Annotated in this window: 24 protein-coding genes; 17 read left to right on the top strand and 7 right to left on the bottom strand. The window is 70.0% G+C overall.

Annotated elements, in window-relative coordinates; genetic code table 11:
* The first annotated feature begins 30 nt into the window (after positions 1-30).
* Entirely contained in the window at positions 31-624 is a 594-nt protein-coding gene (locus ACZ58V_RS03225) for a GNAT family N-acetyltransferase (protein WP_471288057.1), read from the top strand.
* On the opposite strand, the gene ACZ58V_RS03220 is transcribed toward ACZ58V_RS03225, so the two are convergent.
* The 4 genes from ACZ58V_RS03220 to ACZ58V_RS03205 are packed head-to-tail and all read right to left on the bottom strand — an operon-like array spanning position 613 to position 4,522.
* Positions 613-1,389 (bottom strand): succinate dehydrogenase/fumarate reductase iron-sulfur subunit, encoded by a 777-nt coding sequence (locus ACZ58V_RS03220; protein ID WP_471288055.1) that lies wholly within the window; start codon positions 1,387-1,389, stop codon positions 613-615. The genes ACZ58V_RS03225 and ACZ58V_RS03220 overlap by 12 nt on opposite strands.
* The gene (locus ACZ58V_RS03215; protein ID WP_471288054.1) at positions 1,386-3,323 is read right to left on the bottom strand and encodes a fumarate reductase/succinate dehydrogenase flavoprotein subunit; all 1,938 of its coding nucleotides are present in this window, start codon (positions 3,321-3,323) and stop codon (positions 1,386-1,388) included. Before ACZ58V_RS03215 ends, ACZ58V_RS03220 begins: the two co-directional genes overlap by 4 nt.
* 16 nt (positions 3,324-3,339) lie before the next feature.
* Entirely contained in the window at positions 3,340-4,176 is an 837-nt protein-coding gene (locus tag ACZ58V_RS03210) for a hypothetical protein (RefSeq protein WP_468187724.1), read from the bottom strand.
* A 55-nt stretch (positions 4,177-4,231) separates the two neighbouring features.
* On the bottom strand, positions 4,232-4,522 hold the full coding sequence (locus ACZ58V_RS03205; RefSeq protein ID WP_189723040.1) for a hypothetical protein: 291 nt from the start codon (positions 4,520-4,522) through the stop codon (positions 4,232-4,234).
* A gap of 290 nt (positions 4,523-4,812) precedes the next feature.
* On the opposite strand from ACZ58V_RS03205, the gene ACZ58V_RS03200 reads away from it, so the two are divergent.
* The 9 genes from ACZ58V_RS03200 (at position 4,813) to ACZ58V_RS03160 (ending at position 16,667) form a co-directional block, all read left to right on the top strand.
* Positions 4,813-6,939, top strand: a complete 2,127-nt coding sequence (locus tag ACZ58V_RS03200) for an ABC transporter family substrate-binding protein (protein WP_471288053.1) — start codon at positions 4,813-4,815, stop codon at positions 6,937-6,939.
* Positions 6,940-7,305: 366 nt separating this feature from the next.
* Positions 7,306-7,662, top strand: coding sequence for a hypothetical protein (locus ACZ58V_RS03195; protein WP_471288052.1), 357 nt, complete (start codon positions 7,306-7,308; stop codon positions 7,660-7,662).
* A 152-nt stretch (positions 7,663-7,814) separates the two neighbouring features.
* Positions 7,815-9,722 (top strand): translational GTPase TypA, encoded by a 1,908-nt coding sequence (typA, locus tag ACZ58V_RS03190; protein ID WP_184590819.1) that lies wholly within the window; start codon positions 7,815-7,817, stop codon positions 9,720-9,722.
* Between the two features lie 609 nt (positions 9,723-10,331).
* Entirely contained in the window at positions 10,332-11,945 is a 1,614-nt protein-coding gene (locus tag ACZ58V_RS03185) for a peptide ABC transporter substrate-binding protein (RefSeq protein WP_471288050.1), read from the top strand.
* Between the two features lie 132 nt (positions 11,946-12,077).
* The gene (locus ACZ58V_RS03180) at positions 12,078-13,007 is read left to right on the top strand and encodes an ABC transporter permease (RefSeq protein ID WP_189723044.1); all 930 of its coding nucleotides are present in this window, start codon (positions 12,078-12,080) and stop codon (positions 13,005-13,007) included.
* Positions 13,000-13,962, top strand: coding sequence for an ABC transporter permease (locus ACZ58V_RS03175; protein WP_471288047.1), 963 nt, complete (start codon positions 13,000-13,002; stop codon positions 13,960-13,962). The genes ACZ58V_RS03180 and ACZ58V_RS03175 overlap by 8 nt, the downstream gene beginning before the upstream one ends.
* 11 nt (positions 13,963-13,973) lie before the next feature.
* Positions 13,974-15,032: an ABC transporter ATP-binding protein gene (locus ACZ58V_RS03170; protein ID WP_468187736.1), complete on the top strand. Its 1,059-nt coding sequence runs from the start codon at positions 13,974-13,976 to the stop codon at positions 15,030-15,032.
* The gene (locus tag ACZ58V_RS03165) at positions 15,025-16,173 is read left to right on the top strand and encodes an ABC transporter ATP-binding protein (protein ID WP_468187738.1); all 1,149 of its coding nucleotides are present in this window, start codon (positions 15,025-15,027) and stop codon (positions 16,171-16,173) included. The genes ACZ58V_RS03170 and ACZ58V_RS03165 overlap by 8 nt, the downstream gene beginning before the upstream one ends.
* 83 nt (positions 16,174-16,256) lie before the next feature.
* Entirely contained in the window at positions 16,257-16,667 is a 411-nt protein-coding gene (locus tag ACZ58V_RS03160) for a VOC family protein (RefSeq protein WP_468187740.1), read from the top strand.
* 124 nt (positions 16,668-16,791) lie between these two features.
* Here the strand turns inward: ACZ58V_RS03160 and ACZ58V_RS03155 are convergent, their stop codons facing one another.
* Complete coding sequence (locus ACZ58V_RS03155) at positions 16,792-18,912, bottom strand: S9 family peptidase (RefSeq protein ID WP_471288046.1); 2,121 nt, start codon at positions 18,910-18,912, stop codon at positions 16,792-16,794.
* 178 nt (positions 18,913-19,090) lie between these two features.
* On the opposite strand from ACZ58V_RS03155, the gene ACZ58V_RS03150 reads away from it, so the two are divergent.
* Positions 19,091-19,285 carry a hypothetical protein gene (locus tag ACZ58V_RS03150; protein WP_189190144.1) on the top strand — a complete coding sequence of 65 codons (195 nt, stop codon included), beginning with the start codon at positions 19,091-19,093 and terminating at the stop codon, positions 19,283-19,285.
* 22 nt (positions 19,286-19,307) lie between these two features.
* Here ACZ58V_RS03150 and ACZ58V_RS03145 read toward each other — a convergent pair whose 3' ends face one another.
* Complete coding sequence (locus ACZ58V_RS03145) at positions 19,308-19,517, bottom strand: DUF397 domain-containing protein (protein ID WP_468187745.1); 210 nt, start codon at positions 19,515-19,517, stop codon at positions 19,308-19,310.
* Entirely contained in the window at positions 19,514-20,377 is an 864-nt protein-coding gene (locus ACZ58V_RS03140; RefSeq protein WP_468187747.1) for a helix-turn-helix domain-containing protein, read from the bottom strand. Before ACZ58V_RS03140 ends, ACZ58V_RS03145 begins: the two co-directional genes overlap by 4 nt.
* A gap of 143 nt (positions 20,378-20,520) precedes the next feature.
* Here ACZ58V_RS03140 and ACZ58V_RS03135 point away from each other — a divergent pair, with 143 nt between their 5' ends.
* The 6 genes from ACZ58V_RS03135 to ACZ58V_RS03110 all read left to right on the top strand — a co-directional run bounded on the left by ACZ58V_RS03135 (position 20,521) and on the right by ACZ58V_RS03110 (position 26,844).
* Positions 20,521-21,003 carry an ATP-binding protein gene (locus tag ACZ58V_RS03135; protein ID WP_471288045.1) on the top strand — a complete coding sequence of 161 codons (483 nt, stop codon included), beginning with the start codon at positions 20,521-20,523 and terminating at the stop codon, positions 21,001-21,003.
* Between the two features lie 230 nt (positions 21,004-21,233).
* Positions 21,234-22,157, top strand: a complete 924-nt coding sequence (locus tag ACZ58V_RS03130; RefSeq protein ID WP_471288043.1) for a helix-turn-helix domain-containing protein — start codon at positions 21,234-21,236, stop codon at positions 22,155-22,157.
* Positions 22,158-22,209: 52 nt separating this feature from the next.
* Positions 22,210-22,830 (top strand): Uma2 family endonuclease, encoded by a 621-nt coding sequence (locus tag ACZ58V_RS03125; RefSeq protein WP_471288041.1) that lies wholly within the window; start codon positions 22,210-22,212, stop codon positions 22,828-22,830.
* A gap of 50 nt (positions 22,831-22,880) precedes the next feature.
* Positions 22,881-23,741 carry an N-acetyl-1-D-myo-inositol-2-amino-2-deoxy-alpha-D-glucopyranoside deacetylase gene (mshB, locus tag ACZ58V_RS03120; RefSeq protein WP_471288040.1) on the top strand — a complete coding sequence of 287 codons (861 nt, stop codon included), beginning with the start codon at positions 22,881-22,883 and terminating at the stop codon, positions 23,739-23,741.
* Positions 23,738-24,148 (top strand): DUF6113 family protein, encoded by a 411-nt coding sequence (locus ACZ58V_RS03115; RefSeq protein WP_471288039.1) that lies wholly within the window; start codon positions 23,738-23,740, stop codon positions 24,146-24,148. The genes mshB and ACZ58V_RS03115 overlap by 4 nt, the downstream gene beginning before the upstream one ends.
* A gap of 155 nt (positions 24,149-24,303) precedes the next feature.
* Positions 24,304-26,844, top strand: coding sequence for a hypothetical protein (locus ACZ58V_RS03110; RefSeq protein ID WP_471288037.1), 2,541 nt, complete (start codon positions 24,304-24,306; stop codon positions 26,842-26,844).
* Positions 26,845-26,910 lie beyond the last annotated feature (66 nt).

Raw genomic sequence — 26,910 nt, 5'->3', positions numbered from 1 at the left:
CACGGCCCGCCGCCACCGTACGCTCACGCCATGCCGATCCCCACCGCACGGCTCCGAGCGACCGCCACACCGACGGCCCCCGCCCTGATCCTGCGCCCCTGGACCCCCGGGGACGCCGCAGGGCTGGCCGCGCTGGGCCGGGACGAGGCCCTGCGGCGCTGGACGTCCTTCGCCGTCGACGACGAGACGAGCGCCGCGCGGTGGCTGCGCGCGCAGCAGCAGGGCTGGGAGCAGGGCTGCCGCTACGCGTTCGCCGTCGAGGAGGTCCAGCCCTCCGGCGCGGACGGGCTGTTGGCCGGCCACGTGGTCCTCAAGGACATCGCCCCCGGGACCACGTCCGCCGAGGTCGGCTACTGGACAGCGGCACACGCACGAGGCCGGGGCATCGCCCCCCGCGCCCTGCACGCCCTGACCGACTGGGCCTTCACCACCTTCGCCCCCACCGGCCTGACCCGCCTCGAACTCCTGCACCAGACGGACAACACGGCCTCCTGCCGAGTGGCGGACAAGAGCCACTACCCCCTCACGGGCATCCTCCCGGCGCAGCCGCCAGACCATCCGCTGGAGGGCCATGTGCACGTACGGCACCTGGCAGAGCGCGCCGGCCCGCCCTCAGCCTGCTGAAGAGCGCCTCCTGATCTTCGAGCCCAGCCATACCAGCGGGTCGTACTTGCGGTCGACCGCTCGTTCCTTCAGGGGGATCAGCGCGTTGTCCGTGATCTTGATGCCCTCGGGGCAGACCTCAGTGCAGCACTTGGTGATGTTGCAGTAGCCCAGGCCGTGTTCGTCCTGGGCGGTGGTCTTGCGGTCCAGGCCGGATTCCGAGGCCGCGTCGAGGGGGTGCATGTCGAGTTCCGCCACCCGCATCAGGAAGCGGGGGCCCGCGAACGCCTGTTTGTTCTCCTCGTGGTCGCGGACGACATGGCAGGTGTCCTGGCACAGGAAACACTCGATGCACTTGCGGAACTCCTGCGAGCGGTCGACGTCCTCCTGCATCATGCGGTACTCGCCGGGCGCGACCCCGGCCGGCGGTACGAAGGCCGGGACCTCCCTGGCCTTGGTGTAGTTGAAGCCGACGTCGGTGACCAGGTCGCGGACGACCGGGAACGCCCGCAGCGGCGTCACCGTGATCGTCTCCTCGCGGTCGAAGACCGACATGCGGGTCATGCACATCAGCCGCGGCCGGCCGTTGATCTCGGCCGAGCAGGAACCGCACTTGCCCGCCTTGCAGTTCCAGCGCACGGCGAGATCGGGGGCCTGTGTGGCCTGGAGGCGGTGGATGATGTCGAGGACGACCTCGCCCTCGTTCACCTCGACCCTGAAGTCCTCCAGGCCGCCGCCTCCGACATCGCCCCGCCACACCTTGAAGCGGGCCTCGTAGCCGCTCACTCGTACAGCTCCTCTTCGGCCAGGTACTTCACCAGCTCCTCCTTGTCGAACAGGGCGAGCAGGTCCGCACGGACGGGTTCGGTGGTCTCGCTGGTGAGGGTGATCTGACTGCGGACCGGGTCAGCCGCCAGCCCGCCCGTCGGGTCGGTGAGCGCGCACAGCAGGTTGATACGGCGCCACTTGCGGTCCATCCCCGGATGGTCCTCACGCGTGTGCCCGCCGCGCGACTCGGTGCGCTCCAGCGCGGCCCGCGCCACACACTCGCTGACCAGCAGCATGTTCCTGAGGTCCAGGGCGAGGTGCCAGCCCGGGTTGAACTGCCGGTGCCCCTCGACCCCGGCCCGGCGCGCCCGTACCCGCAGCTCGGCCAGCTTCTCCAGGGCCTGCTTCATCTCCGGTTCGCGGCGGATGATGCCGACCAGGTCGTTCATCGTCTGCTGGAGTTCCTGGTGCAGGGTGTACGGGTTCTCCGGCGGGCCGCCCGAGGGCTCCTCGATCTCCGCCTCGGCGGAGAAGGGCCGCAGGGCCTCGGCCGCCGCCGAGTCGACCTGGACGTCGTCCACGACGGGCCGCGCCCCGGCCAGCCCCGCCGCGTACTCGGCCGCGTGCCAGCCCGCCCGGCGGCCGAACACCAGCAGGTCGGACAGCGAGTTGCCGCCGAGCCGGTTGGAGCCGTGCATGCCGCCGGCCACCTCACCGGCCGCGAACAGCCCCGGCACCCCGCGGGCCGCCGCCGTGTCGGACTCGACCGCGACCCCGCCCATCACGTAGTGACAGGTGGGCCCGACCTCCATCGCCTCCGCCGTGATGTCGACGTCCGCCAGCTCCTTGAACTGGTGGTACATCGACGGCAGCCGGCGCTTGATGACCTCGGCGGGCATACGCGTCGACACGTCGAGGAACACGCCCCCGTGCGGCGAGCCGCGCCCCTCCTTCACCTCGGCGTTGATCGCCCGCGCGACCTCGTCGCGGGGGAGCAGCTCAGGGGGACGCCGGTTGTTGTCCGGGTCGTCGTACCAGCGGTCGCCCTCGTCCTCCGACTCGGCGTACTTGTCCTTGAAGACGTCGGGGATGTAGTCGAACATGAACCGCTTGCCGTCGGAGTTGCGCAGCACACCGCCGTCGCCGCGCACCGACTCGGTGACGAGGATGCCCTTCACCGAAGGCGGCCAGACCATGCCGGTCGGGTGGAACTGCACGAACTCCATGTTCAGCAGGGGAGCGCCCGCGAGGAGGGCCAGGGCGTGGCCGTCGCCGGTGTACTCCCATGAGTTCGACGTCACCTTGAAGGACTTGCCGATACCGCCGGTCGAGATCACGACGGCCGGTGCTTCGAGCACGAAGAAGCGGCCGGACTCGCGCTCGTAGGCGAAGACCCCCGAGACCCGGCCGTCCTCCTTCAGTACGCGCGTGACCGTGCACTCCTGGAAGACCTTCAGCCGGGACTCGTAGTCGCCGGTCTCCTTGAAGTCCTCCTGCTGCAGCTGGACGATCTTCTGCTGGAGGGTGCGGATCAGCTCCAGGCCCGTGCGGTCGCCGACGTGGGCGAGACGCGGGTACTCGTGGCCGCCGAAGTTGCGCTGGGAGATCCGGCCGTCCTTGGTGCGGTCGAACAGCGCGCCCCAGGTCTCCAGCTCCCACACCCGCTGCGGCGCCTCCCGCGCGTGCAGCTCGGCCATCCGCCACTGGTTGAGGAACTTGCCGCCGCGCATGGTGTCGCGGAAGTGGACCTGCCAGTTGTCGCCGGTGTTGACGTTGGCCATCGCCGCGGCGATGCCGCCCTCGGCCATCACGGTGTGGGCCTTGCCGAACAGCGACTTGCAGATCACGGCCGTACGGGCACCCCGCTCGCGGGCCTCGATCGCGGCGCGCAGTCCGGCCCCGCCCGCGCCCACCACGACGACGTCCCACTCCTGCCGGTCGACCACGGACATCAGAACGCCCCCCTCATCAGAAGAACCGCGGATCGTCGAAGGCGCCGGAGGCGACCAGATAGACGTAGAAGTCGGCGAGCGCCACGCTCACCAGCGACGCCCAGGCGAGCTGCATGTGCCGGGCGTTGAGCTTCCCGGCCCACTGCCACATCCGGTAGCGCACGGGATGCCTGGAGAAGTGCTTGAGCTTGCCGCCGACGATGTGCCGGCACGAGTGGCAGGAGATCGTGTACGCCCAGATCAGCACGATGTTGACCAGGAACACCAGGGTGCCGAGGCCCATGTGGCCCCACGCGTAGTTCTCGTCGCGGAAGGCGAGCACGGTGTCGTAGGTGAGGATCCCGGCGACGGCGATCGCGGCGTAGAAGAAGTACCGGTGGATGTTCTGCAGCACCAGCGGGAAGCGGGTCTCACCGGTGTACTTCTTGTGCGGCTCGGCCACCGCGCAGGCCGGCGGGGACGCCCAGAAGCCCCGGTAGTAGGCCTTGCGGTAGTAGTAGCAGGTCAGCCGGAAGCCGAGCGGGAAGATCAGGATGATGATGGCGGGCGAGATGCCCCACCAGCTGCCGAAGATCTCCCAGTTCGGGCCGGCCTTCATCGGCTCGCACCGCTCCGCCAGGCACGGGGAGTAGAAGGGCGAGACGTACGGCGCCGCGTAGTAGTGGGCGTCGGCGAAGGCCCGCCAGGTCGAGTAGACGATGAAGGCCAGCAGGCCGGCGGCCGTGCCGGCCGGGGCCAGCCACCAGCGGTCGGTGCGCAGGTGCGGGGCGGAGATAGCGGCGCGCGTACCCGCCCGTACGCCGCCGCTTCTGGGTTGGGGTTCGGTGGCGGGAGGTTCCGTACCAGTGGTCACGTGACGACTCCGGTCGGGGTTCGGGGGAGGTGCCGGTCGTACGACTCCTGACCGGTCAGGGAGCGCGCCGGTCGCGGGCGCCGAGCCCCTCGTCGTCCGAGTCGCGCCACAGGGCGGAGTCGTACGGCGCGTCCGAGATGGTGACGAGCTCGGGGCGCTTCGGTGCGGCCGGCGAGGCGGCGGCGTCGCGCAGCAGGGCGACGCTCTCGCGCAGATGGTTGGCGTCGGCACGGACGCGGCGCATCTCCAGGCCGCCGGTGCCGAGCTGCTTCTCCAGGCGCCCCACCGACCGGAGCAGGTCGTCGAGACTGCGCTGGACTGACGTCAGTTCGTCGTGAACGGACATGACTTGCCCTCACTTCCGCGGGTCCTTCGAGGCCCAAGGCGGCAACGTTCATGCGCCTGCGAGTGTTGCGCGTCACACCTTGTGCTGTGAAGGGATGTGCATCGATTGGCCGAGGCGCATGGGTGCGCTTTTGCCGTGTATTGCTCCGCACGGGTGACTCTCCGCCCGTGACCGCCGTGTCGCCCTGTGTTGCCGAACCCTTTCCTCTTCAGTGGGCCGCATACATCAGATGAAATCCAAATACCGCCAAAAGTGATCATAACGCCCGCGGCTTTCCGGAGGTAGCACAGATGTCCCAGCACGGCGTCGGCCCGCGTGCGGTCTCGCGCTCGGTCGCCTTCCTCCTCACCGCGGGAGTGCTCGCGGTTCCCGCGCTCGCCGGATGCGGCTCCGAGGACCCGGCCGGCAAGCCGCTCGCCGGGCAGGACATCCAGCCCGCCCCCCGCGACCGGATCACCGACGGCGGAACCCTGCGCTGGGCCGTCGACTCCGTGCCCGACACCCTGAACACCTTCCAGTCGGACGCCGACGCCACCACCACCCGCGTGGCCCAGGCCGTCCTGCCGTCGATGTTCCGGATGAACGCCGAGGGCCGCCCGGAGGCCAACCCCGCCTACCTGGAGTCCGCGAAGGTCGTCGAGACGGAGCCCAAGCAGGTCGTCCTCTACAAGCTCGACCAGCAGGCCGTCTGGAGCGACGGCAGGGAGATCAGCGCCGCCGACTTCGCCGCCCAGTGGCGCGCCCTGTCGGGCAATGACACCGCCTACTGGACCGCCCGCAACGCCGGCTACGACCGCATCCAGAAGATCGAGCGCGGGGACAACGCCCTGGAGGTCCGGGTCACCTTCAGCCGCCCCTACGCCGACTGGCGCTCCCTGTTCTCGCCGCTGTACCCGAAGGACGTCATGGGCACCCCGAACTCCTTCAACGACGGGGCACGCAAGAAGCTCAAGGTCACCGCGGGTCCCTTCCTGGTGAAGAAGCTCAGCCGCAAGGACGAGCGCATCACCCTCACCCGCAACCCGCGCTGGTGGGGCCGGCCGGCCAAGCTCTCCGAGATCGAGCTGCGCACGGTGCCGCGCGACGAGCGGGCCAAAGAGCTGGCCGCCGGCACCCTCGACCTGGCCGAGATCGCCCCCTCCGAGGCCCGCCGCATCACCGTCGCCGCCCGCCCCCGGGGCTCCAGCAGCCCGGTGATGGGCCCCGAGGCGGACCAGAAGCCGCGCAAGGCGGCCGCCAAGCACGCCCGGCAGCAGCAGGCCCTGCGCGGCTTCGAGGTGCGCAAGTCCCTGGAGCCGGCCTTCACCCAGCTCGCCCTGAACGGGGCCGAGGGGCCGCTCGCCGACGAGCGCGTCCGCAGGGCCGTCGCCCGCGCCCTGGACCGCAAGGAACTGGCCAAGGCCGTGCTGAAGCCCCTCGGACTGCCCGCCGTACCGGTCGGCAGCCACCTCGCCCTGTCCGGGCAGGCCGCCTACGCCGACAACAGCGGTGCCCTCGGCGGCCAGGACACCAAGGAGGCCCAGGCGCTGCTCGCGGACGCCGGGTGGGTGCGGGGCGGCCCGATCAAGGAACAGAAGAAGAAGGGGGAGAAGGCGGCCGGCGCCGAGGGCGAGAAGGCCGGCAAGTCCTCCGGGGACGAGTCCGGGAACGACGACGGCGAATACATCGTCGGCTCGGACGGCAAGGACCAGCAGGACGGCAAGGCGCACCGCGAGAACGACCCGGCCCACCTCGCCCAGGACGGCAAGCAGTACAAGCAGCCCCACCAGGGCGGCGCCCCCGGCGCGTACGCCCCCATGGGCACCGCCGCGCCGGCGGGCCGCGAGGCCGCCCCGCTCGCCAAGAACGGCAAGCCGCTCACCCTCCGCTTCGTGCTCCCCTCCGGGCCCGGCTCCCAGACGCTGCGCACGGTGGCCGACCGCATCGCCCGCATGCTGGAGCGCGTCGGCATCGGCACGGAGATCTCCAAGGTCTCCGACGAGTCCTACTTCAAGGACCACATCGCGTCCGGCCAGTACGACCTCGCCCTGTACTCCTGGCCCGCCTCCCCCTTTCCCGCCACCGACGCCCGCCCCGTCTATGCCAAGCCCGTCCCGGCCGCCGACGGTTCGCTGAACGTCGAGCAGAACTACACCCGCGTCGGCACCGACCAGGTCGACCAGCTCTTCGACCAGGCCGTGGCCACCCTCGACGAGGGCGAGTCCCGCTCCCTCATCCGCAAGGCGGACTCCCGCATCTGGGCGGCGGCCGGCTCGATCCCCCTCTTCCAGCGCCCCCAGCTCATCGCCGCCCGCAAGAACCTGGTCAACACCGGCGCCTTCGGATTCGGCACGCCGGTCTACGAGGACATGGGCTTCCTGAAGAAGGGCGCGAAGCCGGCGTCGGGCCCGTCGGCGAAGGGCTCCGCCACTCCGTAGCTCCCTTGCCACCTCCGCAGGGCGCCCGCATCATGAACGCGACAGTGATCATGATGCGGGCGCCCGGGCGCCCGGGCGTCCGTACACGGGGACGGGGGCCGGCGTATGCGCGGCACGGTACGGCTGACCCGCGCGGCAGGACTGGTCATCGGGGTGCTGATGACGGGCTGACGGCGTGCACGGGGGAGCCGGGCGGCGGCGGGGACGACAAGGCCGACGCCTGTGCGGACGTTGCGTACGCCTGGTCCGGCGTCCGGCGGGAGCAGCGTCTGACCGCGCTGTCCGACCCGATCAGGATCAAGAAGAGGACCGCCTCCCGCACGGCCCGCCTCAAGCCCCTCGGCGACACGGTGTACCGGCCCTTCGGTGACCGGTACGCCCAAGGGTGCCGACGCGGCCGGTGTGATCAAGGCCCTGGGCAGGCATCTGAAGGTCGATGAACCGCTCGCGGGCCCGTCGGAGACGGTGCGGCCCCAGGACGACCACTACTTCGAGTCGGCGACCGGCGACCACCACGGCGCCTACTACGCCTGGGCGGCGATCGACCTGGTCGAGGCCGACTTCACCTACACCTGTGGGGACAGCGAGCCGGCCAAGGGGCAGGTGCGGACCTGGGAAGGCACCGGCGCCGGTTTCCTGTCCTGTTCCGAGGAGCCCTCGGACGAAGCGGCCGGCCTAGTCGCCGCCCAGCGGACCTGTCCCGCCCGATCCGAGGCCGCGTAGAAGGCCTGACCTGCGCCGACGTATCCCGGCTAACCTCTGCGGCCGCAGCCCCGTACCATGGGGAGCGGCCGTGGCATGTTGAGCCCGGCAGGGCCCGCGCACCGCAGACGTCCGCGCAGGGCATTCCTCACACTCCGGGAGAACGCCGCAATATGGCCACGCGCCACGACATCCGCAACGTCGCTATCGTCGCCCACGTCGACCACGGCAAGACCACCATCGTCGACGGCATGCTGAAGCAGGCCGGTGCCTTCGCCGCCCACCAGCTCGAGGGCGTCGACGACCGCATGATGGACTCGAACGACCTGGAGCGTGAGAAGGGCATCACGATCCTGGCCAAGAACACGGCGGTGAAGTACCACCCGAAGGACGGGGGGGACGTCATCACCATCAACATCATCGACACCCCCGGTCACGCCGACTTCGGTGGCGAGGTCGAGCGCGGTCTGTCGATGGTCGACGGTGTCGTCCTGCTCGTCGACGCCTCCGAGGGCCCGCTGCCGCAGACCCGCTTCGTGCTGCGCAAGGCGCTGCAGCAGCGCCTGCCCGTCATCCTGTGCATCAACAAGACGGACCGCCCGGACTCCCGGATCGACGAGGTCGTCAACGAGACCTACGACCTCTTCCTCGACCTGGACGCCGACGAGGAGCAGATCGAGTTCCCGATCGTCTACGCCTGCGGCCGCGACGGCATCGCCTCGCTGACCAAGCCGGACAACGGCACGGTCCCCGCCGACTCCACCAGCCTGGAGCCGTTCTTCTCCACGATCCTGGAGCACATCCCGGCGCCGACGTACGACGAGGCCGCCCCGCTCCAGGCCCACGTCACCAACCTGGACGCCGACAACTTCCTCGGCCGTATCGCGCTGCTCCGCGTCGAGCAGGGCGAGCTGCGCAAGGGCCAGACGGTCGCGTGGATGAAGCGCGACGGGTCCGTCAGCAACGTCCGCATCACCGAGCTGATGATGACCGAGGCGCTCACCCGCAAGCCGGCCGAGATGGCCGGCCCCGGTGACATCTGCGCGGTCGCCGGTATCCCGGACATCATGATCGGCGAGACCCTGGCCGACCCGGAGAACCCGGTCGCGCTGCCGCTGATCACGGTCGACCAGCCCGCGATCTCCATGGTCATCGGCACCAACACCTCCCCGCTGGTCGGCCGTGGCGCCACCGGCAAGGGCGCCGACAACAAGGCGGCCGTCAAGGACCGCAAGGTCACCGCCCGCCAGGTCAAGGACCGCCTCGACCGCGAGCTGATCGGTAACGTCAGCCTCCGCGTGCTGGACACCGAGCGGCCGGACGCCTGGGAGGTCCAGGGCCGTGGTGAGCTCGCGCTCGCCATCCTGGTCGAGACGATGCGCCGGGAAGGCTTCGAGCTGACCATCGGCAAGCCGCAGGTCGTCACCAAGGAGGTCGACGGCAAGACGCACGAGCCCGTCGAGCGCATGACGATCGACGTGCCCGAGGAGCACATGGGCGCGGTCACGCAGCTCATGGGCGTGCGCAAGGGCCGCATGGACAACATGTCGAACCACGGCTCCGGCTGGGTCCGCATGGAGTTCGTCGTCCCCTCCCGCGGTCTGATCGGTTTCCGTACGGAGTTCCTGACCCAGACCCGCGGCACGGGCATCGGCCACTCCATCCACGAGGGCTTCGAGCCCTGGTTCGGCACGCTCCAGACCCGTAACAACGGCTCCCTGGTCGCCGACCGCGCCGGTGCGGTCACCGCGTTCGCGATGACCAACCTCCAGGAGCGCGGCGTGCTGTTCACCGAGCCGGGCACCGAGGTGTACGAGGGCATGATCGTCGGCGAGAACTCCCGCGCCGACGACATGGACGTCAACATCACCAAGGAGAAGAAGCTCACCAACATGCGGTCCTCCTCGGCCGACTCGTTCGAGGCGATCGTCCCGCCGCGCAAGCTGTCGCTGGAGCAGTCCCTGGAGTTCTGCCGCGACGACGAGTGCGTCGAGGTCACCCCGGAGGCCGTGCGCATCCGCAAGGTGAACCTGGACGCCCGCGAGCGCGCCCGCGCCGCGAGCCGCGCCAAGCACGGCTGACGCCTGCCGCCGCACGACGACGCCGGGCACCCCGCGATGCGGGGTGCCCGGCGTCGTCGTCGTGAAGAAGAGGCGACGCGAAGGGAAGGGTGAGGGAAAACCCTCGATTTGGCGGGGAAAGCCGTCCGGAACGCCCCGCTCCCACTAGCCTGTCGCGGAAGTGCTTCGCCCTGCCCGGATTCGGTGCCGTACAACGGCCCTGCGGCGGAGGCCTTTTGAGAGGGCGACAGCTGCCCGGGGCACCCTGCACGGCAGCCACGGGAGCCGCAACCCGTTTATCTCATTCTCGCGTCCGGAATGCGGACACCTGCCACCGATAGATGTGTAACAAGTCCGTTTCGCAGGGATCTTTCACCAAACCCTTTGTCCGGATTTTGGAAGATGTATACGCGAGCTGTGATCGAACCGAGACCTCGAGGGTGTGGTTCGGTCCCAGTGTTTGGCAGATAGTTAGGCGCGTAGAGCTCGGATGTACGGGTCAGTAGCCGGCAGCGGCGCGACTCACGAGCGCGGGGGCACTCGACGAATTCCGGCACCGGCGACGGGCGGGGGCCGTGATGTGTCGTGTGCTCCCTTCGCGGTGAACCAATGACTTCATAGGAGGAACCCATGCGCGGTGCCAAGAGCGCCAAGTGGGTCGCGGGGGCGATAGTCGTCGCTCTGGCCGCCACTGCCTGCGGCGGCGACAGTGATGGTGAGGGAAAGAGCAAGGGTTCCGGACCTGCCGGCTATGTGTCGATCGACGTCGGCGAGCCGCAGAAGCCGCTCGTCCCGGCCGACACCAACGAGGCCAACGGCTCGTACGTCATCCAGGCGCTCTTCACCCAGCTGCTGGACTTCGACGCCAAGGGCAACATCGTCTACACGAACGCCGAGTCGGTCACCACCAAGGACTCCAAGACGTGGACGGTCAAGCTCAAGAAGGGCTGGAAGTTCCACAACGGCGAGGAAGTCACCTCCAAGTCGTACATCGACGCTTGGAACTGGTACGCCAACATCAAGAACAACCAGCAGAACTCCTTCTGGTTCCAGGACATCAAGGGCTACGACGACGTCCACCCGGAGAAGGGTGACCCGAAGGCCGAGGCCATGTCCGGTCTGAAGGCCGTGGACGACCACACCTTCACCATCGAGTTGAAGAACACCATGCCGTACTTCAACTACAAGCTGGGCTACACCACGTGGGCCCCGCTGCCCAAGGTCTTCTACGACGACCCGAAGGCCTTCGGCCAGAAGCCGGTCGGCAACGGTCCCTACAAGTTCGAGAAGTGGGACCACAAGAAGCTCATCCAGGTCAAGGCCTGGGACGAGTACCAGGGCCCGAACAAGGCGAAGAACAAGGGCGTCCAGTTCAAGGCCTACACGACGCTCGAGGCCGCCTACAAGGACGTCGTCTCCGGCAACCTGGACATGATCCGCCAGGTCGGCCCGACGGACCTGCCGAAGTACAAGCAGGACCTGGGCGACGGCGCCATCGAGCAGCCGTACGCGGCCATCCAGACGCTGACGCCGGCGTTCTACTCCAAGACCTTCAAGGACATCGACCCGAAGGTCCTGCAGGGTCTGTCGATGGCGATCGACCGTGACACGATCACCAAGACGGTTCTGAACAACACCCGTACGCCGGCCAAGGGCTTCACGCCTCCTGGCGTCAAGGGCAACCAGAACCTGGACACCGACGTGTTCACGTACAACCCGGCGAAGGCCAAGCAGCTCATCAAGGAGGGCGGTGGCGTTCCGGGCAACAAGTTCACCGTCCAGTACAACACCGACGGTGGGCACAAGGAGTGGGTGACCGCGGTCTGCGAGTCCATCCGCAAGGCCACCGGCGTCGACTGCGTCGGCGACCCGAAGCCCGACTTCGCCACGGACCTCGAGGCCCGTGACAACGACCAGGTGAAGGGCATGTACCGCGGTGGCTGGGTCGCCGACTACCCGGTCAACGCCAACTTCATGAAGGAGCTCTACCACACCACCGCCGAGGCCAACAACGGTCGCTTCTCCAACAAGGAGATCGACGGGCTGATGAACAAGGCCGACAAGGCCAAGTCCCTCGACGAGTCGGTGAAGGCCTTCCAGGAGGTCGAGAAGAAGCTGGTCGAGCACATGCCGGCCATCCCGCTCTGGTACTACCGCATCAACGGCGGCCACGGTAAGAACGTCGACAACGTCAACGTCGACTTCCACGGTGACCTCGAAGTGTGGGCCGTCACCACCAAGTAAGAGGAGCCTCGCAGGCTCTTCCCACTAGGCCGTAAGCCCGCCGCCGCTCCGGTGGCGGTGGGAGGTGCGTGGGGCCGTCTCGTCACCAAGAGACGGCCCCCGCACCTGCGTTAACCCCTCACGGAGGCACCTATGGGGCGCTATGTCGCACGACGACTGCTCCAGATGATCCCGGTCTTCATCGGGTCAACCCTGCTCATCTTCTGCATGATGTACGCCCTGCCCGGCGATCCCGTCCGGGCGATGATGGGGGATCAGGCGTACGACCCGACGGTGGTCGCGAGCATCAAGAAGGACCTCGGCCTCGATCAGCCGCTCATTCAGCAGTACGCGAACTACATGATCGGGCTGTTCCAGGGCGACTTCGGTACCCAGATCGCCAGTCAGCGGCCCATCGCGGACGTCATCGCCGACGCGTTCCCGGTGACGATCAGACTGACGCTCTTCGCCTTCACCTTCGTCACGGTCGTGGGCATCGGCCTCGGTGTCGTCGCCGGCCTGCGCCCCGACACGCTGCGGGACCGCGGACTGCTGACGCTGACGCTGATCCTCGTCTCGATGCCGTCCTTCGTGCTGGGCTTCCTGCTGCAGTACCTGCTCGCGTTCAAGTGGTCGGTGACCACGCCCACGGTGACCGACTCGACGGACTTCTCCCAACTCGCGCTGCCCGCGACGGTATTGGCGTCGCTCTCACTGGCCTACGTCGCCCGGCTGACCCGGACGTCGATCGCGGAGAACCTGCGCTCCGACTACATCCGCACCGCCGTGGCCAAGGGGCTGCCGCGCCGCCGTGTCGTCGGTGTCCACCTGATGCGCAACTCGCTGATTCCCGTGGTCACCTTCCTCGGTATCGAGATCGGCAGCCTGATGACCGGCGCCATCGTGACCGAGGGCATCTTCAACGTGCGGGGTATCGGTATCGAGATCTACGACGCCCTCAGCCGGCGCGAGGGCGCCACGGTCGTGGGAATCGCCTCGCTGATGGTGCTCATCTACCTCGCTGCCAGCTTGATCGTGGACCTGCTCTACGCGGTCCTGGACCCGAGGATCCGGTATGCCTGACAAAACCGTCGAGAAGAAGGTCGAAGCCCTTCCCGGTGACACCGTGAGCACCGCGGGCGTCGTCGTGACCGACTCCGGCCCGGCTCCCGAGAAGGCGCGCAGCCTGTGGTCCGACGCCTGGCACGACCTGCGGCGCAACCCGCTGTTCCTGATATCGGCCGTGCTGATCGTGTTCCTGCTGGTGATGTCGCTCTGGCCGGGACTGTTCACCAGCGCCTCGCCGCGCGACGCCGATCTGGCCAAGCACTACCTCGGGAAGCCGAACTGGGGCCACCTCTTCGCCCCGGACTGGTTCGGCTACGACGTCCAGGGCCGCTCGATCTACGCACGGGTCGTCTACGGTGCCCGCGCCTCGATCACCGTCGCCGTGGGCGTCACCCTCGCCGTCACCGTCATCGGCACGGTCATCGGCATGATCGCCGGCTACTTCGGCGGCTGGACCGACACCCTGCTCTCGCGGGTGACCGACATCTTCCTCGGCATCCCGTTCCTGCTCGGTGCCCTGGTGGTGCTCAACTCCTTCGACGACCGCACCGTCTGGGTCGTCATCATGGCCCTCGCCTTCCTCGGCTGGACCCAGATCGCCCGTGTCGCCCGCGGTGCTGTGATCACCATCAAGCAGGCGGACTACGTGGTGGCCGCCAAGGCACTCGGCGCGTCGACGTCCCGGATCCTCTTCCGGCACATCCTGCCCAACGCGCTCGCGCCCATCATCGTCGTGGCGACCATCGCGCTCGGCGGCTACATCGCGGCCGAAGCCACCCTGTCCTTCCTGGGCGTGGGCCTCGGTGACACGGCGGTGTCCTGGGGCGGCGACGTGGCGCGTGGACGTGAGCAGCTCCGTATCGCCCCCCACACCCTGATCATCCCGTCGGTGATGGTCTCGATCACGGTGCTCTCGTTCCTGATGTTCGGCGATGCGGTACGCAACGCCCTCGACCCCAAGCTGCGCTGAGGGAGGCGTACGTGACCACCATCGATGAAACGGCCGAGAGTCCCGCGCCCAACGGCGCCGAGGACTCGGGCCGCCCGCTGCTCGAAGTCCGCGACCTGCACGTGGAGTTCCGCACCCGTGACGGGGTCGCCAAGGCCGTCAACGGCGTCAACTACTCCGTCGCCGCGGGCGAGACGCTCGCCGTGCTCGGCGAGTCCGGCTCCGGCAAGTCCGTCACCGCCCAGGCCATCATGGGCATCCTCGACATGCCGCCCGGCCGCATTCCGAAGGGGGAGATCCTCTTCCGCGGCCAGGACATGCTGAAGATGTCCAACGAGGAGCGCCGGAGGATCCGCGGCAGCAAGATCGCGATGATCTTCCAGGACGCGCTGTCCTCGCTGAACCCGGTGCTCACCGTGGGTTACCAGCTCAGCGAGATGTTCCGCGTCCACCAGGGCATGTCCAAGAAGGACGCCAAGGCCAAGTCGATCGAGCTGATGGACCGGGTGAAGATCCCGGCCGCCGCGGCCCGGGTGAACGACTACCCGCATCAGTTCTCCGGCGGTATGCGCCAGCGCATCATGATCGCGATGGCGCTCGCCCTGGAGCCGGACCTGATCATCGCCGACGAGCCGACCACGGCCCTCGACGTGACGGTCCAGGCCCAGGTCATGGACCTGCTCGCGGAGCTGCAGCGCGAGTACAACATGGGTCTCATCCTGATCACCCACGACCTCGGCGTCGTCGCCGACGTCGCGGACAAGATCGCGGTGATGTACGCGGGCCGGATCGTGGAGACCGCCCCGGTGCACGAGCTGTACAAGCGGCCCGCGCACCCGTACACCAAGGGTCTGCTGGACTCGATCCCGCGCCTGGACCAGAAGGGCCAGGAGCTGTACGCGATCAAGGGTCTGCCGCCCAACCTGCTGCGCATCCCGACCGGTTGCGCCTTCAACCCGCGCTGTCCCCAGGCCCAGGACGTCTGCCGTACGGACGTTCCGGCGCTGCACCCGGTCGCCGAGCGGGACGGCACCGAGCTGGCCGGCCGCGGATCGGCCTGCCACTTCTGGAAGGAGACGATCCATGGCTGAGCTCAGCAAGACCGACGAGCCGCAGGACGCCACGCCGAACGTCTCCGAGGTCGAGGTCGTCGACGCCCACTCCGAGACGGAGGCGGTCGCCGCGATCGAGGCGCCGGTCGAGCGGGGCGAGCCGATCCTGCAGGTGCGCAACCTGGTGAAGCACTTCCCGCTCACCCAGGGCGTCCTCTTCAAGAAGCAGGTCGGGGCGGTCAAGGCGGTCGACGGCATCTCCTTCGACCTCTACCAGGGCGAGACGCTCGGCATCGTGGGCGAGTCCGGCTGTGGCAAGTCCACGGTCGCCAAGCTGCTGATGATGCTGGAGAAGGCGACCGCGGGCGAGATCTTCTACAAGGGCCAGGACATCACCAAGCTGTCCGGGCGTGCGCTGAAGGCGGTGCGCCGGAACATCCAGATGGTGTTCCAGGACCCGTACACCTCGCTCAACCCCCGTATGACGGTGGGCGACATCATCGGCGAGACCTTCGAGATCCACCCCGAGGTGGCTCCCAAGGGCGACCGCCGTCGCAAGGTCCAGGACCTGCTGGACGTCGTCGGCCTCAACCCCGAGTACATCAACCGCTATCCGCACCAGTTCTCGGGCGGTCAGCGCCAGCGCATCGGCATCGCCCGCGGCCTCGCGCTCAACCCCGAGATCATCATCTGCGACGAGCCGGTCTCCGCGCTGGACGTGTCCGTCCAGGCGCAGGTCATCAACCTGATGGAGAAGCTCCAGGACGAGTTCAACCTCTCCTACCTCTTCATCGCGCACGACCTGTCGATCGTCCGGCACATCTCGGACCGGGTCGGGGTCATGTACCTCGGCAAGATGGCCGAGATCGGAACCGACGAGCAGATCTACGACCACCCGACGCATCCCTACACCCAGGCGCTGTTGTCGGCGGTCCCGGTGCCGGATCCGGAGGCCCGTGAAGGCCGCGAGCGGATCATCCTGACCGGCGACGTGCCGTCCCCGGCCAACCCGCCCTCCGGTTGCCGGTTCCGTACCCGCTGCTGGAAGGCGCAGGACAGGTGCGCCGAGGAAGTGCCCCTGCTGGCGATCCCCGCGCGCTTCGAGGACGCGGACACCCCGGCGGCGCACGAGTCGGCCTGCCACTTCGCAGAGGAGAAGGACGTGGTCCACGCGGCCTGACGGCCACGCACGACGTCCCTTCCGGTTCCCGGTGCCCTCGTCCGAGGGCACCGGGAACCGGCGTTTTCCGACAGGGGTCAGGAATGCTGCACCACATCGAACTCTGGGTCCCCGACCTGCCCCGGGCGACAGGCGAATGGGGCTGGCTCCTGGCCCGCCTCGGCTACGGCCCCTACCAGGAGTGGGAGCACGGCCGCAGCTGGCGCTTGGGCGTGACGTACCTCGTCGTCGAGCAGTCACCTGCCCTGCGAGGAGCCGAGCACGACCGCATGCGGCCCGGCCTCAACCACCTGGCGTTCCACGCCGGGACAGCCGCGGAGGTCGACGTGCTGGCCCGCGAGGCGCCCGCACACGGCTGGACGCCCCTCTTCGCCGACCGCTATCCCCACGCCGGGGGCCCGGAACACCACGCCGCCTACCTCGTCAACACCGACGGGTTCGAAGCCGAGCTGGTGGCCTCCCAAGTGCCCACAAACCACCGCCAACTGCGTTAACACGCAAGCAACTTCGCCGACCCGGTCCCGATATACGGACGCGTCAGGCTGGACAGCGTACGGCCGTGCGGGTGCCGTAAGCGGGCCGGGGCGCGCCATGTCGCCCCGGCCCGTTGCCGTGCACTCAGGTGGAGATGCCCAGGGAGCGCTTCAGGAAGTCGACCTGGAGGAGGAGCAGGTTCTCCGCGACCTGTTCCTGGGGGGTGATGTGCGTGACCCCGGACAGCGGCAGCACCTCGTGCGGGCGGCCGGCGGCCAGGAGGGCCGAGGAGAGGCGCAGGGCGTGGGCGACGACCACGTTGTCGTCGGCGAGGCCGTGCACGACCATCAGGGGGCGGTGCGGCTCGGCGGGGGAGGACAGGCCGTCGGCCGTGACGAGGGAACTCGTCGCGTACGACTCCGGGTGCTCCGCCGGGGTGCCCAGGTAGCGCTCGGTGTAGTGCGTGTCGTAGAGGCTCCAGTCCGTCACCGGCGCCCCCGCGATGCCCGCGTGGAAGACATCGGGGCGGCGCAGCACCGCGAGGCCCGCCAGCCAGCCGCCGAAGGACCAGCCGCGGATCGCCACCCGGGACAGATCCAGGGGATACCGCTCCGCGAGGTCCCGCAGCGCCTCCACCTGGTCGTCGAGCGACAGCGTGAAGTCGTGGTGGATCCCCTTCTCCCACGCCGGGGAGCGGCCCGGCGTGCCGCGGCCGTCCGCGACGATCACCGCGAAGCCCTGGTCCGCGAACCACTGCGAGGTGAGGTGCGGGTTGTGCGCGGCGACCACCCGCTGCCCGTGCGGTCCGCCATAGGGGTCCATGAGCACCGGCAGGGGGGTGTCACCGGCGTAGTCCCGAGGCATAAGCACGGCGCACGGGATGCGGCGTGCGCCCCCCTCGGTAAGCGTCACGCGGGGGGACATACCAGGGTCTTCGGCGTAAGAGGGGACACTCGCCGTCGGTTTCCCGTCGCGCAGCACCTGCACCCGCACACCTGGCCGATTCAGCGTCGCCGAGACCAGAACCGTGACGTCCCCGGCCCGCACCGCCGAGTGCACGCCCGGCTCCTGCGACACCCGCTCCAGGCCCAGCTCGTTCACCCGGTACACATGCGTCTGGCCCGTCTCCGCCTCGCCGGCCTCCTCGCCCGCCGACGCCGAGACCAGCACGTCGTCGTCGGAGACGTCCAGCACGGCCCGGACGTGCAACTGCGCTCCCGTGAGCGGCCGTTCCCCGACCGCCAGCACCCGCGCACCGCCCTCGTCCGCGATCCGGACCAGCTGCCCGGACGGGCTCCAGCACGGCACCCCGGGGAAAAGATCAAGCCATGTTCGATCTTCGTCGGCGTGCACCATCCGCGTCGCGCCCGACTCCGGGTCCACGGCCAGGATCAGCTGGCTGCGCTGGTCGCGCGCCTGTACGAGCAGCAGCGGCGCGCCCGCCGCTGACCAGTGGACATGCGCCAGATACGGATACCGCGCCCGGTCCCAGGCGACCTCCGTGCGCAACCCGTCCAGACCGATCACGAACAGCCGCACCTCCGCGTTGCCGGTGCCCGCCGCCGGATACGCCACCCGCTGCGGCTCCCGCCCCGGATGCGCCGGATCGGAGATCCACCACCGGTCCACCGGCGTGTCGTCCACCCGCGCCACGAGCAGCCGGTCCGACTCCGGCGCCCACCAGAAGCCGCGCGAACGCCCCATCTCCTCGGCCGCGATGAATTCGGCGAGTCCGAATGAGACATTCTCCGACTCCGGCTCGGCGAGCGCCCGGTCGCCGTCCCCCTCGGCGCCCACCACGCGCAGGGCGCCCCGCGCGACGTAGGCGATGTGCCGCCCGTCGGGCGACGGACGCGGGTCGATCACCGGCCCGGGCGTGGGCAGTCCACGCGCCGTCCCGGCCCGCAGCTCGGCCGCGAAAAGCCGCCCTGACAAGGCGAAAGAGGCCAACTCGACGGCCGAGTCGGTGGCGTACCCGACGATGCCCGCCCCGCCCTCGCGGCTGCGCTCACGCCGCGCCCGCTCCTCGGGCGACAGGTCCTCCGAGGCGCCGCCCAGCAGGGCGTGCGGGTCGGCGGCGACGCGCTCTCCGCCCCCCTCCGTGTCGAGGACCCACAGCGAACTCGCCCGGTCCGTACCGGAGCTGGAGCGCAGGAACACAACACGTGAACCGTCGGGCGCCACACTGAACGAACGCGGCGCACCGAGCGTGAAGCGCTGGGTGCGGGCGTGCCGGCGGGGGAAGGAGTCAGGCTCGGTCGTCATGCCCTGACCATATTGGCCATGCGCCCCCTTGTGCGGCAGTGCGCCGATCGATGCGCACGGACGGATAGTTATGATCAATGTCGCATAGTGGGTATGAACCTGCTGGCTGCTGTACGGATTTAATGCCCCCATAGTCCGACCCCCCCCGCGACCTTGTGGATCATTGGAGGTGACCGCCGTGGCACTCTCGATTTCGGCGGTGGTGCTGCTGGCGATCATCGTCTTCTTGCTCATCAAGAAGTCGGGACTGAAAGGCGGGCATGCGGTCGTGTGCGTGCTGCTCGGCTTCTACCTCGCCTCCTCGACCGTCGCTCCCACGATCAACGAGCTGACGACGAACATCGCGGGCATGATCGGCAGCATCAAGTTCTGACCGCGCCGCGGGAGCCGAAGGTTCAGCCCTCGACCGCGTACGGCACGAAGGTGCCCCACGCGGCGGGGGCGAAGGCCAACCGGGGCCCCTCGACGTTCTTCGAGTCACGGACGTGGACGGTGCCGGGCTCGGTGGCGACCTCGACGCACGAGTCGCCCTCGCTGCTGCTGCTGTAGCTGCTCTTGAACCAGGCCAGGTCGGAGGCGTCTCCGGACGAGGTCTTGCGGATCATGTCTCCCCCAGCAGTTGCTCGATGAATGAGGCCGACTCGCGCGGCGTGAGGGCCTGCGCCCGGATGATGCCATACCGGAGTTCCAGGATACGGAGCTGCCTGAGTTCGGAAACCGGTCGGCCGTTGGCAACTGCCGGTGAGCGCCCCACCATCGAGCCGTCCTCGAACTTCAGCACCTCGATGCCGCCTGCCAGGCCGGCATGCTCCTCACGGTCCATCGGCATCACCTGCAACTCGACGTTCCGCGACTGACCGATCTCCAGCAGATGTTGCAGTTGCTGGCGCAGCCTTGCCGTTCCGCCGAGCGGGCGCCGCAGCGTCCACTCCTCCAGGACGAAACTGAGTTCAGGGGCAGGGTCCCGTTCGAAGACGGCCTTGCGGGCCACACGAGCGGAGATGAATCGCTCCACCTCCTCCGCAGAGTAGGCAGGGCGCCTCATGAGGAGCAGCCCACGTGCGTAATCGGGCGTCTGCAACAGCCCATGGATGTTCAAGGGGTCGTAGAGCTGAAGCTCCACCGCCCGCGCCTCCAGCTGCGCCAGATCCCGCACCTTCTTCGGGTACCTGACCTTCTTCACGTCCTCCTTCATCGCCGCGACAAGACCCCCGGCATCCAATGCCTTGTCCGCCGTGTCCAGATAGTCGGGCCGGGGAATCCGCTTGCCGCTCTCGATCTTGTAGACGAGGTCCTCGCCGTACCCGACCGCCGCCGCGAAGTCGCCGACCCGCAGCCCGGACGCTTCCCGGCGGAGCCTCAACTGCCGTCCCACCGTGGCGACCACGGCGAGCGCCCAGTCGTCGTCCGGGTCCACCTCCCAGCCCGGCTCCTCCGTCTGCTCCACCTCACCGTTCACCGACATGCGTACCCCTCCGTAGTGCGTCACGCCCTGCCTGTGGGAACAGCGTCGACAGTCCGGACAGCACCGGACAGACCTTGGACGGTTGCTCTACGTAACAGGGCAATCACGCATCACGGTAAGGCTGGTCGGCCACGCTGAGTGACGTGAATCAGGAAACTCAGGAAATCGCCGGACCTGGGACCCGACCCGAACCCAGGGGCGAGGTCCGCAACTTCACCGTGCTGCTGTCGTCCACACCGCGCGGTGCCCGCCTCGCCCGCCTGCTCGCGGTCGACGCGCTCCGGAGCTGGGGGCTTCCGCACGAGAGGGCGAGCCACGTCGTCGCCGAACTGGCGGCCAACGCGGCCACCCACGGCCGTCTCCCCGGCCGCAGCTTCCGCCTGACGCTCTACGTGGTCGGCGCCACGGTCCGCATCGAGGTCACCGACACGCGCGGCGACCGGCTGCCCGTGCTCCGAGCGCCCGACGCCGTGGCTGAGTCGGGCCGAGGCCTGCTGCTCGTTGAGGCGCTGGCCGACCGCTGGGGAGTGACAGAGGGACTGTCCCCGCGCAAGACCGTCTGGGCCGAACTGAGCTTCACGGCACCGGAACCCGCACCCTCACGCTCCGGTGCCGTCGGCGACTGAAAGACAAAGAACCGAGGGGAGAAAGGACCCCGCCAAGCCCACCCCTCCCGCCCGCGGCCCGCGCTCACTCGGGCGGGTGAACATCCCCGAACCGGCTGGATTTCGCGACCCCCGAGGCCCGACGCTCAGCGCAACGCACCACCACCACAACCGCAGACATGAAACGGCCCCCGCCGGGACGCCAATCCCAGTGCGAGGGCCTGACCACCGAGGAAGATCGGACCTTCCTGATGGATATGCAGAACCCTAGCGCGCCCCCGCACGCCCAGGCCCGCGTTGCGGGCAACATGCACCCGAACCGGCGGCCCGGCACTGCCCACCGCACCGGCGGGCTCCAGCACGACAACACCCGCCACACCACCCGCTTCACGGTGATCGGCAACCACCTCACCCAGCACCCCGAGCTGTCCCTCCTCGCCATCGGCCTGGCCTGCCACCTCCAGTCGCTGCCCAAGGGCGCCCGGGTCGACATCAAGGCCCTCGCCGCCCGGTTCCCCGAGGGGGCTACCCGGATCGCCGCCGCCCTGCGCGAACTGGAGGCCCACGGGTATCTGCGCCGCGAACGCGTCCGCACGCCCACCGGCCGCATCGTCACCCGCACGACCTCCTGCAATCAGCCCGTGGCGGCGTGCCACCCCGCCGAGGCGACCCTGGCGGCCACGGAACCGCAGCCTCCCGAGGCCTGCGAAGAGCGCGCACCAGCACCGCACGGGACGCGTGAGCGACGAGCACCCCGCAAACCGCTCCCGGACGTACCCCGGCCCGCGTATCCCGCCCCCGCCCTCCTCCAAGCCGCCACCGACCTCCTCGCGGACCTCCACCGGCACGACCCCCGGCTGCTGCTCTCCGCCCGCGACACGGCCCACCTGGCCCCCGGCGTCGCCGCCTGGCTGGAGCGGGACGTCGCCCCCGCCGCCGTACGCCGGGCCCTGAGCGCCGACCTGCCGCCCGAGGGCGTACGCCGCCCCGCGGCCTTCCTGGCCCACCGCCTTGCCGACCGGCTTCCGCCTCCGCCACCGTTCCGGGCACCGGCCGTACCGCGGCCGTCCCCGTCGGCGATGCGGAACTGCGACGGCTGCGACCGGGGCTTCCGCTCATCCGACCCCGCGGCCCGCTGCCGCGACTGCCGCTCCGACCAGCAGGAGGCCGCCTAGCATGAACGTGACGATCCTTGCCCCTGGGCACAGACGACGAGGAGCGAGCGCCATGACCACCGCATCCGGCAACGCGCGGCAGGACGGCTCCCATCTGTACCGGTCCATGAGGGATGTCGTGCGGTCGCTGGACGACACCCTCCCCGGGAAGTTCGAAGTCACCAAAGAGGGGATCGTGCACGACATGATGTCGCCGGGAGGCCCGCACGAGGTCACGGCCGCGCACGTCAGCCGCCGTCTGGAGAAGGTCATGCCGGACGACCTGCTGGCCCACAACGGCACGCCTGACGTGGAAGACGTGCCCGAGGGCATCATGCGGCATCCGGACGTGATGGTGATCGCCTGGGCCGACCTCGACGTCGAAGGCTCCGTCGACCCCCGTACGGTCGTCGCCGCCATCGAGATCGTCTCCCGGTCCAGCCCGGAGAACGACTGGGTGGGCAAGATGCGCGACTATCCGCTGCTCGGCATTCCGATCTACGCGATCTTCGACCCCCGTACCGGCACCGGTGCCGTCCTCACCGACATCCACTCCACACCGGAGGGCCCTCGCTACGCGGTGCGCAAGAACTTCGTCTACGGCGAGGACGTCACCATCGGCGAGTGGACCATCTCCACGAGCGGCCTGCCGCGCTACCGGACCGACGACGCGGAAGAGCACGACGAGGGATGACGGCCCGGGGGCGCGCCGACCAGCCGCCCCGGGCCTCATAGGCTGGCCCCATGACGGAACTGCCCTCCCGTCGTCTGCTGCTCGTGCACGCGCACCCGGACGACGAGTCGATCAACAACGGCGCCACCATGGCCAGGTACGCGGCCGAGGGTGCCCACGTCACCCTGGTCACCTGCACCCTCGGCGAACGCGGCGAGGTCATCCCGCCCGAGCTCGCGCACCTGAGCGGCCCCGCCCTGGGCCAGCACCGCCGGAGCGAGCTCACCGCCGCCATGGCCGAGCTGGGCGTCCAGGACGTCCGCCTGCTCGGCGGCGCCGGACGCTACAGCGACTCCGGGATGATGGGCCTGCCCGACAACGACGACCCCGGCTGCTTCTGGCAGGCCGACGTCGACGAGGCCGCAGCACACCTCGTCGAGGTGATCCGCGAGGTACGCCCCCAGGTCCTCGTCACCTACGACGACAACGGCGGCTACGGCCATCCCGACCACATCCAGGCCCACCGCGTCGCCATGCGCGCGGCCGAACTCTCCGCCGAGGCCGGCCGGCCGGTCCCGAAGGTCTACTGGAACCGGGTCCCCCGGCCCGTTGTGGAGGAGTCCTTCGCCCGGCTCCGTGACGACCTGCCCGGCCTCCCCTTCACCAAGGCGGCCGCGGTCGACGACGTACCCGGTGTGGTCGCCGAGGAGCAGATCACCGCGGTGATCGACGGCACCGCCCACGCCGCCGCCAAGGCCGCCGCGATGCGCGCCCACGCCACCCAGATCACCGTTGCCGAGCCGTACTTCGTGCTGTCCAACGAACTCGCCCAGCCGATCCTCACGACCGAGTACTACGAGCTGGTGCGAGGCGAGCGGGGTCCCGGTGAGCGGGAGACGGACCTGTTCGCCGGTGTCGAGGAGGCCTCATGAGTGACCGGAGTCCGATGCTCGCCCAGCCCATGCGGCCGCCGTCCGCCGCACGGGTCACCGCCTGCCTGGGGTTCTTCCTGCTCGGCGCCGTGGTCGGCGTGGCCGGGGCACTGGTGCAGCCCGCGTGGTTCCCGGGCGGACTGCTGCTCGCCCTCGCCGGGGAGGCCGGAGCCGTCCTGGGCGCGGCACGCGTCACCCGCGGCCGGGTCGGAGGCGTCGCGGCCGCCGCCGGCTGGATGCTCGCCGTCATCCTGCTCACGGCCAGCCGCCCCGAGGGCGACTTCCTCTTCGCCGCGGGGAGCGGCTCCTATCTCTACCTGCTCGGGGGCATCGGTGTGGCTGTGATGTGCGCCACCCTTGCCCCGGGGCGGCAACCAGACGGCGGTCCCGTCCGACTTGCCAAGTGACGTACCACTTCGCCAGGACGCGCCCGTGGGGGTCCGGTGTGGGATTCCCGGCGGTCGTGGGATACGGGCCAGAAGTGGCCAGTATGGTGGTGCGCGCCGCCGAGCTGCCCGCGTGAGGTTGTGTCGGGCGGCGGAGCCAACCGGGAGAACCTGCCTTGAGTCGTGAAACTGACACTCCGTCCTCCGGGCCCAACGGGCGCGGTGGATCCGCCTACCCGTCGGGTACGCCGCCGTACGGGACCCCGAAGGTCTCCGACGGCGGTACGGACGCGGGCCGTTCGGCCGCGCGGCCGGAGGAACGCAAGACCGAGACCACGCTGACGACCCGGATCCGGATCAACATCCCCGGGTCACGGCCCATTCCGCCCGTCGTGGTGCGCAAGCCCGTCGGGGACACGGCGGGCTCGGGCGACACCGGGACCGGTGCGGGCACCGGCAACGAGACGTCCGCGCCGGGTGCCGTCACCTCCAGGGGCACCGGCACGGTCGAGCCTCCCGTCGAGCCCGCGCAGTCCGCCGACGACAAGCCGACCAGCGACTGGTTCGCGCCCCGCAAGTCCGGCACGGGCCCGGGCGGTCAGGGCAGCGGCTCCACCAACGGGGCCGGTCTGCCGGGCGGTTCGAACCCGGCGGCGGGCGGTTCCGGCGCGGGCGCCCCTGGTGCGGGCGCTCCCGGTGCCGGTGCGTCCGGCGGGGCTCGGCCCGGTGCCGGGCGGCCCGGAGGCGTGGTCGGTTCCATGGGCGCGCCGGGTGGTTCCCGGTCCGGCGGTACGAACGGTGCCGGGCTCCCCGGCGGCGCGACCGGTGGACCCGTCGCGCCCGGGCACGGCGGCGGCACCGGCTCCTTCGACGTCACCGAGGCACTGGCGGCGGGCCCGCTGGGCAACGGTTCGCGTCCCGCCCCGGGCAGTGGCAGTGGCAGTGGTGGTGGCGAACCGCGCCGCGACGATCTGCCCTACTTCTCGGAGAACGACCGTGTGGGCCAGGGCGGCCCCGGCTCCCAGGGCCCGGCCGGCCCGACCGGCGGTCCGGTCACCGGAGACGGCCCGATGGCGCCGCCGGCCGGTGCGCCCGGCGCACCGGGCGGCTTCACCGAGCAGAGCGGTCCCGGCGCTTTCGCCGGACCGGGTGGACGAGGTGCCCCGGGCGGCCCCGGTAGGCCTGGCGGTCCTGGTGGGCCCGGCGGCTTCGACGAGCCGGGCAGGCCCGGTGGTCCTGGTGGCCCCGGCGCCTTCGACGAGCCCGGTCGCCCCGGCACGCCCGGCGGCCCCGGCGCCCCCAGCGCCTTCAACGACCCCGGCCGACCGGGAGGCCCCGGCGCCCCCGCCGGCCCCGGAGCCGTAGGCGGGCCTGGTGGCCCCGGCCGCCCGGGCGCACCCGGCCGCCCCGCCGGCAAGAGCGGCCCCGGAGGCCCCGGTGGCCCTGGCGGCCCGGGTACGGCCAACCCCGGCGGCCCTGCGGGTGCCGGCGGTCCCGGCCCCCTGGGCGGCGCCCCCGGCGGCGGCATGAGCGACGACACCGCCATCCTCACCCCGCAGAAGCCGGCCCCCGAACCGGACGGCCAGGGCTACGGCCCCCGCCACGACAACGTCTCCGGGCACACCGTCACCAGCGGCATCCCGGTCGTACCGTCCGGCGCGGCCTCTCCGTTCGGCCCGGGCGCGCCCGGCGAGGGCCCGGTGCCGCACGGGGCCCCGAAGCTGCCCGAGCCGGTCTCCCCGCCCCCGGCGAGCTCCTCGAAGGCGCCGAAGAAGAAGGGGCGCAACAAGCTCGTGCTGCTCGCGGTCGGCGTGGTCGTCGTCGCCGGCGGCGTCTACGGCGCCGGCCTGCTGATGAACCGCACCGATGTCCCCAAGGGCACCAGCGTCCTCGGCGTCGACATCGGCGGCACCACCCGCGACGGCGCGGTCAAGAAGCTCGACGCCGCCTTCGACGACCGTGCGGGCAAGCCGCTGAAGCTGTCCGTGGGCGGCAGGACCGTGCCCCTCGACCCGGACAACGCGGGCCTCCAGTTCGACATGGACGCCACGGCCGACGCGGCGGCGAAGAGCGACTACAACCCGGTCTCCGTGATCGGCTCGCTCTTCGGCAACCACCGCGTCGTCACTCCCGTCATGCCGATCGACGAGGAGAAGCTGCACGCGTCCCTGGAGACCGCAGCGGGCGGTTCCGGCTCGTCGTCCGACGGCACCATCAAGTTCCAGGGCGGCAAGGCCGTCGCCGTGTACGGCAAGGCGGGCCAGGGCATCGACGTCGACAAGTCGACCGCCGCGGTCGAGGAGGCCTACCGCACCCAGGTGGAGACCGGCACGGCGGGCGCGGTGACGCTCCCGACCACCTCCCGGAAGCCGACGGTGTCGAACGCCGAGGTCGACCGGATGCTGAAGGAGTTCGCGCAGCCCGCGATGTCCGACCTGGTCACCGTTCGCACCGACGCGGCCCACAGCATCGACTTCGGCCCCGTGTCCCTGCCGAAGATCCTCGGCTTCAAGGCCGTCGACGGCAAGCTCGTGGACACCTACAACCTCAAGGCGCTGCAAGAGGCGTACGGCACGACCTTCGAGGGCGTGCAGATCGAGGGCGCGAGCGGCAAGCGCGACGTTCTGCCGCAGGACGTCGTCTCCGCGCTGCGCAAGGCCCTGCGAGGCAAGACACCGGCGGAGCGCGTCGGAGTCATCGAGACCAAGCCGAACTGACCTCGCACGGCCCGGACGGACAGCCCCTGCCCCCCACCGGGCAGGGGCTGTCCGGCGTCGTCACCC

The organism is Streptomyces sp. NPDC040589, assembly GCF_055594445.1.
This window is presented reverse-complemented; position numbering and strand designations above follow the sequence as displayed.